Origin of the sequence: Flavobacterium mesophilum, from assembly GCF_039581405.1 — a bacterium.
In the GTDB taxonomy this organism is placed as follows: Bacteria; Bacteroidota; Bacteroidia; order Flavobacteriales; family Flavobacteriaceae; genus Flavobacterium.
In genome coordinates this window covers 885,413-898,183 of record NZ_JBCPXZ010000003.1, presented here as the reverse complement: position 1 = coordinate 898,183, position 12,771 = coordinate 885,413, and the positions used below count along the sequence as shown (strand labels likewise).

The following is a 12,771-nucleotide window of genomic DNA, read 5'->3' as shown; positions in this document are numbered from 1 at the left end:
TCTCCAAATCATTTTAATCTGTGACGAAAACTTGAAACAAAGAAAACCTGAAACTTAAAACAAAAAACACCATGTTACATAAAACTAAAATACCAAACTTAAAAGTAATCGCATTTGATGCCGATGATACTTTGTTTGTAAACGAACCTTACTTTCAAGAAACCGAACATAAATTTTGTGCCTTGATGGAAGACTATCTTTCACATCAAGGCATTTCGCAAGAATTATTCAAAATCGAAATTGCCAATCTGCCTCTTTATGGCTACGGAATCAAAGGCTACATTCTTTCAATGATTGAAGCTGCGATGAACATTTCGAACAACACCATTCCAGTTGCTGTAATTGAAAAAATAATTCAATACGGAAAAGAATTGTTAGAAAAACCAATCGAACTTTTAGACGGAATTGAAGAAACGCTTGAAGCCTTAAAAGGCAAATACAAATTGGTTGTTGCCACAAAAGGCGATTTAAAAGATCAGCACAGCAAATTGCATCGTTCTGGCTTGGGTCATTATTTTCATCATATTGAAGTAATGTCAGACAAACAGGAAATCGATTATCAAAAACTTTTAGGCCGTTTAGATATTCAAGCACATGAATTTTTAATGATCGGAAACTCGTTAAAATCAGATGTTCTTCCTGTTTTAGGAATTGGAGGTTATGCCGTTCATATTCCGTTTCACACCACTTGGGAACACGAAAAAATCAATCATACTATCGAACACGAGCATTTTAGTTCATTTGAAACTATTGCCGAAGTTGTTCCGAATTTATTATAATGAAAACACTTTTAGACTTAGAAAATTGGAATAGAAAAGAGCATTTCGCCCATTTCAAACAAATGGAAGAACCTTTTTTTGGCGCCACTGTAGAAATTGATTGTACCAAAGCTTATCAATCGGCTAAAGCGCTGAAAACTTCATTTTTCATCTATTATCTCCATAAAACATTGGTGGCTGTAAATGCTATTGAAAATTTCAAATATAGAATTTCAGACGACAAAATATACATCAATGATCGTATCGATGCATCGGCAACAATCGGACGTGAAGATGGAACTTTTGGATTTTCTTTAATTGAATACAATCCGGATTTTAGAATTTTCGAAAAAAATGCTCTAGCAGAAATTGAACGTATTCAAAACACAACCGGACTCTTCACAAGGGAATTTAATGATGACAATTTGATTCATTTTTCGGCAATTCCGTGGTTGAATTTCACCTCGCTCACGCATGCGCGAAGCTTTACTTTTCCTGACAGCTGCCCTAAAGTTTCTTTTGGAAAAATGATGGTTGCTGAAACTGGAAAAAGAACAATTGCAATGGCAGTGTATGTCCATCATGGTTTAATGGATGGTTTACATATGGGGCAATTTGTAGATTTCTTTCAGGAATTGATGAACTCATAAAAATAAAAAAATGGAATAGTTTTTGTACGTAAAAACGTATGAAGCAAATTTACCTTTTACTTACTGTATTTAGCCATACTGTTTTACTAAGTCAAACCGTATTAACTTCTTACCCCTTAAATTTAGGTTCAAAACCAGAATCTTCAATGGTTTTGACGGCTAAAAACGATGCAACTAATGAAGTCTTTGTCTTTGCAAAAACCGAGAAGGATTTTGAGATTTTAAGATATAATAGTGCTCTGTTTTTAACTAAGCAATTTATCAGTTCTAACACCTATACAGAAAACAGAACTTTAACGGGATATAGTTTCAGCGAAGACGGAAATCCTACTTTATATTGGAGCACATCTGACGGCAATAATATTGTTATTATTAAATATTATTTTGAAAACAACACATCAAAAGCAATTCAATTTATGTTTCCTGCTTCAACACATATTATTAGAGCAGAATATCAAAGCGACAATGCTTTTCATATACTTGGTGAAAGCAAATCAGAAGCAAAATTTACTCTTTTTGTTTTTAAAAATGGATTAGTTGAACAAAAAGAACTTGATTTTAGTCCGTTTATTTTTCAAAATAACAATATGACACGCAAAAGCTTTCGTCAGCTTCTAGCGGAAAACCCTATTGAAAAAATGGAATTGAATGAATATAATTCCATTTATAAAGCAAATTCAAAGATTAAGTTCTATCAAGAAAAAAACCGAATAGTTTTAACGCTTGATCACAACATTAAAAACACACAATTGTTTGATATCGATTTAAATACTCTTGAGATAAAAGAAAAAAACTTTGCCCAGCCGCTTGGTAAAAAAAAACCAAAAACATCAAACTCTTTTTTCTACAACAATAAGTTATATCAAATAAATGCAAATGATGAAGAGTTTCTTTTTGAAATAAAAGATTCTGACTCTGACCAAATTGTTAAAAATTTTGAGGTCGCTAAAAACGACAGCATACATTTTAAAAACTCCCCAATTCAAATTCAAAAAGGCAATAAGAGAACTAAAGAACTAAAAAACACAGCTAAATTTTTAAAAGAATTAGCTGCCGCAAATGCCGTTTTATCTGTCTTTAGCAACAATCAAAATCTTTATATTACTTTAGGAGGCATATTAAAACAAGATTACCAACAACCTCTTGAAGAGTTTTTACCGGAATTTCTTTTTATAAAAGTAAACGAAACTCCTAATTATTACACAACAACAGTATTTTTTGAAAGTATTTTGGACAGCAATTTCAACCCGACGTCCTTGCAACAAGAACCTCTCGCAACAGATAAAATCTACTATTTTATTGACAACAATTCAAAAACCAGAATGCATTCCATTCTTAAATTCAAAGATTATTTCATTTTGGGTTATTATGACCTAAAAACTAAACAATATACACTGCGAAAATTCACAGATGATAACAATGAATCTGAATTTTATCAGAGTGCAAACCGATAAACCATCTAAGCCTATTCTGTTATAAATATAACTTATAGCGGAAGATTATTCTTACAATAAATTGTTTTTTTGGGCAAAATTTAAAATCTCAAATAACAATGAAAAAAATTGTAATTACGCTCGCATTTGCTTTAAGTATTATGCATGTAAGTGCACAAACAGAGACGAAAACTGCAGATAATTTTAACAAATGGTCTGTAGAACTTAATGGTGGTTTAAACAAAGCGCAACGCCCATTTTCATCAAGCAATTATTACAGCCCAAGAATTAGCCCTTTTACTGCTGATTTGGGTGTACGATACATGCTGAATAACAAGTTTGGTTTAAAAGCTGATTTTGGATACAATAGTTTAACAGAGCAAAAAAACAGCTCTCTTCCTTTTGATTCAAAATATTACAGAATTGATCTGCAAGGTGTGGCTAACTTGGGACGCATCATGAATTTTGAAACATGGACAAATACATTTGGTTTATTAGCACATGCAGGTTTTGGTGTTGCTCAATTAGAAAACAAAGACTATCATGTTAGAGACAGAATTGGAAATGCAATTGCTGGATTAACAGGTCAAGTTAGGCTAACGGATAGAATAGCTTTGACAGCCGATGCAAGCACAATTTTAAATGCTTATCAAGATCATACTTTTGATGGTGCAGCCTTGACAGGAAACAGAGGTTTTTCTGGATTGATGTTTAATGGAACTATCGGTGTGCAGGTATATTTAGGCAAAAATGCTAAACATGCAGACTGGGTTGTAGTTTCAGACAACGCTGATATTGCGGCTTTAGAAAATAAAGTAGCAGGACTTGAGCAACAAATCAAAAATGCACCTGAAAAACAAGTAATTGTAGAAAAACCAATTAACAATACTGTAGTTTCAGATAAAGATGTTGTTAAAGACATGATCAATGATAAATATTATAGCGTTTATTTTGATTTCAACAAGTCTACTCCTATTGAAAGCTCAACAGCTGCAATTGATGTTATTTTAGCTTATTTAAGAAAAAATCCATCAGCAGCAATTAATGTTGTTGGACACGCAGACCAAGTAGGTAGTTCTGAATACAACAATAAATTGGCAAATTTGAGAGCAACAAATGTGAAAACCATTTTAGAAAAAGCTGGTATTTCATCTTCAAGATTAAATGTTGTTTCTGAAGGAGCTGATACCTCTATCCAAAAAGACTCTGAAGAAGCTAGAAGATTAGCTAGAAGAGTTACTTTTAGAGTAAAATAATTTCTATTCTATTTCAAATAATTAAGCCTCAAAGAAATTTCTTTGGGGCTTTTTTTATGATTCAAAAAAAAGAAACTGCCTCAAACTTGTATGAATTTTACTTCGCAAAAAATCATTTTATTTCATTAATTTTGAAAATATATCCCACCAAATCCTAATGAAAAAATTACTGCTTTTATGTCTTTTGCTTTCACAATCTATATTGTTAAGCCAAACTATATTAAATTCTGCTGTTCTGAATTTGAATAAACCCACAGAGAATGGCCAGCTTATAAACGCCGAAGATGTAAAAACACATGAAGTTTATGTTTTTGCAACAGATAATAAAACCATCAATATTTTAAAATATAACAAATCAATGTTCCTTGTAAATCAATTCAAGGATACACTTCGTGCTGAACAAAAAAGAGTTTTAATAGGCTACAGCATTGGCGAAGATGGCAATCCGACGCTGTATTGGGGTTCAGATAATCATAAAAACATCCGAATTATAAAATACAATCTAGAAACCAAAACATCAAATCCGCTAAGTTTTGATTTTCCAGCAAATACAGGAAACACTATAACTTCTTTCCAAAAAAACAATACTTTTTACGTGGTTTCCAAAGAAAAAGATCAGGAACATTTGCTGTTATTTGAATTCCGAAATGAAAAATGCGAAATAAAAATGTTCAATTTCGCTCCTTTTTCTTTTAAAAATGAAAAAGGGCAAGGCGTTTCTTTTAGTGCACTTATTCAATATCATTATCCGATTGAAAAAATTGAATCTGATGATTTTTCTTCCTTGGATAAAAGCGAAAATAAAAGCAAAATGTATGTCAATGATGATGGCATTGTCCTCACCTTTGATTACAATACAAAACGTACTCAGGCATTTAATCTAAATTTTCAAACGAATGAAGTAACCGAAAAAATCTTTGATACGCCAGTTACGCAAACCCCATCAACAACAAATTCATTTTATTTGGAAAACAAATTATATCAAATTAGTGCAAACAGTGATCAAATGTTATTTAGCATAAAAGATTTTGATTCAGGAAAAAGCATTAAAAACATTTCTATTTCCAAAAACGACAGCATCACTTTTAAAAATTCGCCAATGTTTTTGCAAATAAATGGTGAGAGGCCTCAAAAGTTAAAAACAACGAGCAAATTTCTAAAACAGTTATCTACAGTAAATTCGGCACTTTCTGCTTTCAAAAGCAAACAATATACTTATGTCACTTTTGGTGGATTTGCAGCTTATCAAACACTTGGCTTAAGCTACAATAACATGGATTTTAATAATGTACAAAATGCCAGCAAAATGGTTTTCTTTGATACAGCTTTAAATTCTGATTTTGAGTTTATAAACAACGATCACTTAGAACCTTTGGCAATTGACAATCTCAATTATTTTTTGAGCACAAGTAAAACTATTTCTTTAGTAAGTATCCTTAAAGTTCCAGATTTTTATATTTTAGGTTATTATGATATTGCTACAAAAAGCTATGTAATGCGCAAGTTCACGGATGGTTTCATGGATCAAAACCCAGGAAATCCTATTATGAATAAAGCGATGTTTACAAAATCTTTGCCTTCAAGCAGAAATTAATTTTAAGGAAAATTAATCCAGATCTCTAATGTTTTAGCTGTTTCCCAAAAACGGAACGGATTATTTTTGTTAATTTTACAAAAAAGACATCATTATGCTATCAAAAAATATTGAAACAGCTTTAAACAAGCAAATTCGCATAGAAGCAGAATCTTCGCAAACTTATCTATCTATGGCTTGTTGGGCTGAAGTACACGGATTAGAGGGAATCGCTCAATTTATGTACACACAGTCAGATGAAGAGCGTGCACACATGCTTAAATTAGTTAAGTATGTAAACGAACGCGGAGGACACGCTCACGTTACCGATCTAAAAGCACCTAAAACTAGCTATTCTACTTTTAAAGAAATGTTTGAGGAGCTTTACAATCATGAACTTTTTGTTTCAAAATCTATCAATGAATTAGTGCATATTACTTTTGAAGAAAAAGATTATGCAACACATAATTTCTTACAATGGTATGTTTCTGAACAAATCGAAGAAGAAGCTACAGCTAAATCTATTTTGGATAAAATCAACTTAATTGGCGACGATAAAGGCGGACTATACTTGTTTGATCGTGATATTCAGCAATTAACAGTTACGAGCTCTATTGCCATCAATCCAAAATAAAAAAAGTTAAAGTTTATTTAGAACATTTAAAAATAACTTTTTTGGTTTATATTTGCTCTGTTTTTAATAATACAGAGGGAAATTTTGAGCAAGAAAGAAAAAGACAAGGACAAGAAAAAGGATAAAAAGAAAAAGAAAAACGCTGTTATCCTTGATAAGATTAAGAAGATTGAAAACTGTAAATCTTCTTGCTGTGAGAAATATAAAAAAAGCGAAAAGAAGCGTTGCTCACGCTGTCCTATGTTTGATCTATTTAAAAAAACGGCTTAACGATATAAACAAAACCCATCAGATTTTTCTGGTGGGTTTTTTAGTTTTAAATTGCAGTCTCTTTTGATTTTAAATTCAATTATGGAAAACATCATCACCATCCCGAAATCAAGTCTTGATTTTTTGGTTCAGCTTAAAGAAAACAACAACAAACCTTGGTTTGAAGCCAATAAAGCACAATATTTAATCGAACTCAATCATATTGAAACTTTTGCAGGCGCTTTGCTTAAAGAATTGTCTAAAACTGATGTTTTAGAAAACACCTCAGGAAAAAAAAGTGTCTATCGCATTTATCGTGATATCCGTTTTTCTAAAGATAAAACTCCTTTTAAACACTATTGGGGAGGAAGCTATACGCGCGCAACTGCGGCACGTCGCGGTGGCTATTATTTTCATTTGGAAAAAGGAAATAGCTTTTTCGCAGGCGGATTCTGGGGACCAAATGCTGCAGATTTAAAAAGAATACGAGCAGAATTTGCCCTAGATCCTGAGACTTTCCAGAAAATATTAAATTCTAAATCTTTTGTGAGCAACTTCGGAACCTTACAAGGCGAACAACTCAAAACAAAGCCAAAAGGTTTCGACGTAGATCATCCCGCTATTGATTTGCTTCGTTTCAAACAATTTTTGGTTATAAAGCGATTTTCAGATGAAGAAGTTTTGAGTTCAAATTTTTTAGAATTGGCTTTAGATGCTTTTAAAAATATGCGTCCATTTTTTGATTATATGAGTGAGGTACTTACAACAGACACCAATGGCGTATCAATTCTTTAATAACTATTTTTAAAAATAACAAACCCGACAGGTTTTGAAAACCTGTCGGGTTTAACATCTAAACAAAATACTATTATTTGCTTAACAACAAAATATCGTTTACAACGACTTCAGTAATATATCTTTTCTCGCCGTTTTTATCATCATAACTTCTGTGCGTTAGTTTTCCTTCAACAGCGACTTCTTTTCCTTTTACTACATATTTTTCAATAATTTCGGCGACTTTTCCCCATGCCGTTACACGATGCCACTCCGTTTGCTGTACTCTTTCACCTTTCTCATTCTTGTAATAATCATTTGTTGCAATAGTTAAATGCGCAAGTTTTTTACCCGTTTCTAATGTTTTAATCTCTGGTTCGTTTCCCACATTTCCAATCAATTGTACTCTGTTTTTCATTTCATTCATGGCGTATAGTATTTTAAATTTTTTATAAATGAATCTGTTTCTCAAATTCAACAATGCAAAAGTGAGCTGACTTTCAAAAATTATTCGGTTGCAAACTATTTACTTTCGATTGTAACTAATTGTAACCGTTTGTAAATGGAAATATTTTTGTATATTTGAGAGTAATCTCTGACTTTAATACGGATGCACTTACAAAATAAAAGAAAGTCTATCATACGATTTTTGGCAATTATAAGTTTGCTGATTTTCTTTATGCCTTTTTTTCAAACGTGTTCAGATAAAAACATCAGAGAATCCAGATTTATAAAAAGCTATTCGGTCGCTAAAACAGAAACGGAAAAAGAAATCGCTTTCCAAAAAGCGAAGGAAAATTTTTCAATAAGCGGTTATGAGCTAGCAATGTCGTTCGAACCTGTTTTTTCAGGCTTTACGATCATTATGCTTCTAAATATAACAATTGCAGTTTGTGTTTTTCGCAGACATTACAACCTGCTTTTATTAAGTTTTATAAACGTATTTACGATTATATTTTCTTTAGTGGCTCTCGGATTAACATTACCAGGATTGTCACAAATAAGATACGGTATGATTCTTTGCTTAGTCAATAGCATATTTCTTTTTTATTTTATTTATAGGGAAGGAGAAATAAAATACCACACCTAACATTTAACATAACAATCAATTAGCTTTTGTGCTTCGACTTTTGGTCGTGCTCAAATTCAAAACGAGTTTAAAATATATGCAGGCAAAAATCAAAAAAGTTGAGCTTCGTAATTTGGAAATCGAAGATTACAAACAGTTAAAAAACTCGATGATTCAATCTTATCCCGAAATGGCAAACTCCTATTGGGAATCTAAAGAGATTGAAAAATTGCTAGGAATTTTTCCAGAAGGACAATTGGTAATTTTAGTTGATGGCAAGGTTGTAGGATCAGCTTTATCGATTATTGTCGATGAAAAACTTGTGGACAAAAAACACAACTACAGCCAGATTCTCGGCGATTACACCTTTTCAACTCACAATTATGACGGCGATATTTTATACGGAATCGATGTTTTCATCCACCCAAATTATCGTGGTCTCCGATTGGGACGCCGTTTGTATGACGCGCGCAAGGAGCTTTGCGAACAATTGAATCTGAAAGCTATTGTATTTGCTGGAAGAATTCCGAATTATGCGCAACATTCTAAAAAATTAACTCCAAAAAATTATATCGAAAAAGTAAAACACAAAGAACTTTATGACCCAGTGCTTTCTTTTCAGTTAAGCAATGATTTTCACGTTTTACGAATTATCAAAAATTATCTAGAAGGTGACGAAGAATCTAAAGAATTTGCTGTTTTACTGGAGTGGAATAATATTTATTATGAAGAAAATCCAAAACTGATCAATCTTGAAAAAAGCGTGATTCGTCTTGGCTTGATTCAATGGCAAATGCGTCAACTGAATAATCTGGAAGAATTTTTTGAGCAAGCTGAGTTTTTTATTGATGTCGTTTCGGGTTACGGAAGCGATTTTGCTTTGTTTCCAGAACTTTTCATTGCGCCATTAATGGCCGATTATAATCATTTATCAGAAGCAGAAGCCATTCGAGAACTTGCACGATATTCAGAACCTGTCAGAAAGCGTTTTCAGGAACTTTCGATTTCATACAACATAAACATAATAACAGGAAGTATGCCGTACATGGAAAACGGAAATTTATATAATGTCGGTTTTTTATGCAAAAGAGATGGAACTTCAGAAATGTATACCAAAATTCATATCACTCCGAATGAGGTGGTACATTGGGGAATGAAAGGCGGATCAGAATTCAAAACTTTTGATACTGATTGTGGTAAAATTGGAATTTTGATTTGCTACGATGTTGAGTTCCCAGAACTCTCAAGACTTTTGGCCGATGAAGGAATGAACATCCTTTTTGTTCCGTTTTTGACCGACACTCAAAATGGTTATACTCGTGTAAAACATTGTTCACAAGCGCGTGCCATCGAAAATGAATGTTATGTTGCCATTGCCGGTTGCGTTGGAAATCTTCCGAAAGTCAATAATATGGATATTCAATATGCGCAGGCATCTGTTTTCACACCATCAGATTTTGCTTTTCCAAGTAACGGAATCAAAGCCGAAGCTACACCGAATACTGAAATGACATTGATTGTCGATGTCGATTTAAATTTATTAAAAGAGCTTCACGAACACGGAAGCGTCCATACTCTAAAAGACAGAAGAACAGATTTATATGAAATAAAAAAATTGAATACATGAAAACATGCCTCGAATGCTCCGAAAAAATTGTTGGAAGAGAAGACAAAAAATTCTGTTCTGATAGCTGCCGAAATGCCTACAACAACAAAATAAACAAAGACAGCACAAATTTTATGCGTAATGTCAACAACAAATTACGCAAAAATTACCGTATTTTGGCTGAGTTAAATACAGACGGAAAATCTAAAGCAACGAGGGAAAAAATGATAAATAAAGGTTTTGATTTTGATTTCTTTACCAATATCTTGCAGACCAAAACAGGGAACACCTACTATTTCCTGTATGACCAAGGATACCGTTCCTTAGACAACGATTATTTTATGCTAGTTAAAAAAGAAATATAGACAATTCATCATGAAAAAAAACCCCACCTCAATTCTTGGATTTCTTTGTGTATTAGGCATTTTGGGCATAATTTATGCCACGATGATGCCACAATATATCTCTCGGGAAGAAGAAGCGCTCGCAGAATTCTCGACGGAAAGAGCCTTGAATCAGGTAGAAATTATTGCACAAAAACCGCATTATGTAGGGTCGACTAATCATGAACTTGTTGCTAATTATTTAATACTCGAACTCAACCGAATAGGACTAGAAACTTCAATCCAAGAAGGTTTTACACTTAACGACAGAGGGCTTTTAGTAAAATCAAAAAATATTTTAGCCCGCATAAAAGGTTCCAATAACTCCAAAGCACTTTTATTGCTTTCACACTATGACAGTGCGCCACATTCTTTTTCAAAAGGCGCAAGTGATGATGCCTCCGGAGTTGCCACCATTTTAGAAGGTATTCGTGCTTTTTTATACGCAAAACAACCGCACAAAAACGACATTATAATTCTGTTTTCTGATGCTGAAGAATTAGGATTAAATGGAGCTGCACTTTTTGTCAACAAACATCCTTGGGCAAAAGATGTTGGTCTAGTACTTAATTTCGAAGCTAGAGGTTCTTCTGGTCCGAGTTATATGCTGATGGAAACCAACCAAGGAAACAAGGCGCTTGTAAAAGAATTTGCAAATGCAAAAGCGGCTTATCCCGTTTCAAATTCATTGATGTACAGCATTTACAAAATGCTTCCAAATGATACCGATTTGACTGTTTTTAGAGAGCAAGGCAAAATTCAAGGTTTCAACTTTGCTTTTATTGACGGGCATTACAATTACCACACCCAACAAGATGACGTACAGCATTTAAACAAAACAACTCTTGCACATCAAGGTTCCTATTTGATGCCTTTGTTGAAATATTTCTCAAATGCCGATTTGAATGCAACAGATTCTACAGAAGATGATGTTTACTTCAATATTCCGTTTTCATTCATCAGCTATCCATTTTCTTGGGTAATGCCAATGACATTCATTGCTCTTGGATTATTGATTCTTTTTATTTTCATCGGAAAAGCTAAACATATTGTCAATTTCAGAGAGATCTTCAAAGGTTTTGTACCGCTTATCGGCGCTGTTTTGATTGCCGGCTTAGTGACTTTCTTGGGATGGAAAATTGTTTTAGAAGTTTATCCTCAATATTCTGATTTATTAAACGGATTCACTTATAATGGCCATGCTTATATTGGTGCATTTGTAACTTTAAGTATTGCAATTTGTTTCGCATTCTATCATCATTTTTCTGAGACAAAAGCAACAATGAATCATTTTGTTTCGGCTTTGCTCCTATGGATAATTATAAATGGATTTATTGCCAATAGCTTAGTTGGAGCCGGTTTCTTGATTGTTCCAGTTTACTTTGGCGTAATTTTATTCGGAATTTATGTTCTTACAGGGCATAATAGTTTGGGAATGAATTTACTTTTCTCTATTCCGGCTTTAGTTATCGTTGCGCCATTTATTGTAATGTTTCCAGTAGGTTTAGGATTGAAAATTCTTTTTGGAAGTGCTATTCTAACGGTTCTTGCTTTCGGATTATTGCTTCCAATTTTTGGTGCATTCATCAAAAAAGGCGTTTGGACAATGTTGTTCTTTGCCATTTCAATAGGTTTTTTCATCTACGCAGGGTATCATTCTGGATATGAACCTGGAAAAGCAAAATCAAATAGTTTGCTTTATGTTTATAATGCCAATAACAATTCTGCCGTTTGGACTACTTACGACTTAAATTTAGACGATTGGACCAAATCATATTTAGGCGAAAAAAACCAAAAAGCAGTAGGATTAAATAGCCTTCCGCTTGCAAGCAAATACAATTCTGGATTTACTTATAGCTCAATTGCCCCTGTTGTTGATGTTCCAAAACCAACAATTTCATTCATGAAAGACAGCGTTGTGGGCAATAACAGATATATAAAAATCAAAATCACACCTAATAGAAAAGTAAACCGATACGACATTTTTGCAAACCCAAAAATGACATTTTTCAACTTTAAAGCCAATGGCGTTTCGGCTTCAAACCAAAAAGGAAATCGCTTGGAACGTGACGGCATGAAAGTTCTATGCTATTATGTTGTAGGCAACGAGCCATTAACAATGGAGTTCTATATCAATAAATCCTCAATTTTCGACATGGATTTAATCGAAAGTTCATTTGATTTGATGACGAATCCTTTACTTAAGGTTAAACCAAGAAGCGATTGGATGATGCCAACTCCTTTTGTGTTGAATGATGCCGTTTTGATTCAGCAAAAAATAAAAAGATATGTGGCGCCAGTTCCACAAGTACCTGTCGCTCCTGTTACAGATAGTTTAACGGTAGCAAAAGACAGTATAAAACCTATTGTTCAACCACAATAACAA

The 12,771-nt window shown here is 33.2% G+C and carries 12 protein-coding genes; 11 read left to right on the top strand and 1 reads right to left on the bottom strand.

Features of this window, described 5'->3' with window-relative positions; all coding sequences use genetic code 11:
* The first annotated feature begins 71 nt into the window (after positions 1-71).
* The 8 genes from AAYQ19_RS12820 to AAYQ19_RS12785 all read left to right on the top strand — a co-directional run bounded on the left by AAYQ19_RS12820 (position 72) and on the right by AAYQ19_RS12785 (position 7,348).
* Positions 72-779, top strand: coding sequence for an HAD family hydrolase (locus AAYQ19_RS12820; RefSeq protein ID WP_026727447.1), 708 nt, complete (start codon positions 72-74; stop codon positions 777-779).
* A complete protein-coding gene (locus tag AAYQ19_RS12815; protein ID WP_343536751.1) occupies positions 779-1,408 on the top strand; it encodes a CatA-like O-acetyltransferase in 630 nt (209 codons plus the stop codon). Before AAYQ19_RS12820 ends, AAYQ19_RS12815 begins: the two co-directional genes overlap by 1 nt.
* A gap of 38 nt (positions 1,409-1,446) precedes the next feature.
* Complete coding sequence (locus AAYQ19_RS12810) at positions 1,447-2,862, top strand: hypothetical protein (protein ID WP_343536750.1); 1,416 nt, start codon at positions 1,447-1,449, stop codon at positions 2,860-2,862.
* Between the two features lie 98 nt (positions 2,863-2,960).
* Complete coding sequence (locus AAYQ19_RS12805) at positions 2,961-4,097, top strand: OmpA family protein (protein WP_343536749.1); 1,137 nt, start codon at positions 2,961-2,963, stop codon at positions 4,095-4,097.
* Positions 4,098-4,254: 157 nt separating this feature from the next.
* Positions 4,255-5,691 carry a hypothetical protein gene (locus AAYQ19_RS12800; RefSeq protein WP_343536747.1) on the top strand — a complete coding sequence of 479 codons (1,437 nt, stop codon included), beginning with the start codon at positions 4,255-4,257 and terminating at the stop codon, positions 5,689-5,691.
* A gap of 94 nt (positions 5,692-5,785) precedes the next feature.
* The gene (locus AAYQ19_RS12795; RefSeq protein ID WP_026727442.1) at positions 5,786-6,304 is read left to right on the top strand and encodes a ferritin; all 519 of its coding nucleotides are present in this window, start codon (positions 5,786-5,788) and stop codon (positions 6,302-6,304) included.
* An 84-nt stretch (positions 6,305-6,388) separates the two neighbouring features.
* Entirely contained in the window at positions 6,389-6,574 is a 186-nt protein-coding gene (locus tag AAYQ19_RS12790) for a hypothetical protein (protein WP_026727441.1), read from the top strand.
* Positions 6,575-6,655: 81 nt separating this feature from the next.
* On the top strand, positions 6,656-7,348 hold the full coding sequence (locus AAYQ19_RS12785) for a DUF2461 domain-containing protein (RefSeq protein ID WP_343536745.1): 693 nt from the start codon (positions 6,656-6,658) through the stop codon (positions 7,346-7,348).
* A 73-nt stretch (positions 7,349-7,421) separates the two neighbouring features.
* Here AAYQ19_RS12785 and AAYQ19_RS12780 read toward each other — a convergent pair whose 3' ends face one another.
* A complete protein-coding gene (locus AAYQ19_RS12780; protein ID WP_445709695.1) occupies positions 7,422-7,745 on the bottom strand; it encodes a single-stranded DNA-binding protein in 324 nt (107 codons plus the stop codon).
* A gap of 748 nt (positions 7,746-8,493) precedes the next feature.
* Between AAYQ19_RS12780 and AAYQ19_RS12775 the strand changes: the two genes are divergently transcribed.
* The 3 genes from AAYQ19_RS12775 to AAYQ19_RS12765 are packed head-to-tail and all read left to right on the top strand — an operon-like array spanning position 8,494 to position 12,768.
* Positions 8,494-10,023 carry a GNAT family N-acetyltransferase gene (locus tag AAYQ19_RS12775; RefSeq protein WP_343536742.1) on the top strand — a complete coding sequence of 510 codons (1,530 nt, stop codon included), beginning with the start codon at positions 8,494-8,496 and terminating at the stop codon, positions 10,021-10,023.
* A complete protein-coding gene (locus AAYQ19_RS12770) occupies positions 10,020-10,367 on the top strand; it encodes a hypothetical protein (RefSeq protein ID WP_132987834.1) in 348 nt (115 codons plus the stop codon). The genes AAYQ19_RS12775 and AAYQ19_RS12770 overlap by 4 nt, the downstream gene beginning before the upstream one ends.
* Before the next feature lie 10 nt (positions 10,368-10,377).
* A complete protein-coding gene (locus AAYQ19_RS12765) occupies positions 10,378-12,768 on the top strand; it encodes a M28 family peptidase (RefSeq protein WP_343536741.1) in 2,391 nt (796 codons plus the stop codon).
* The last annotated feature ends 3 nt before the right edge of the window (positions 12,769-12,771 follow it).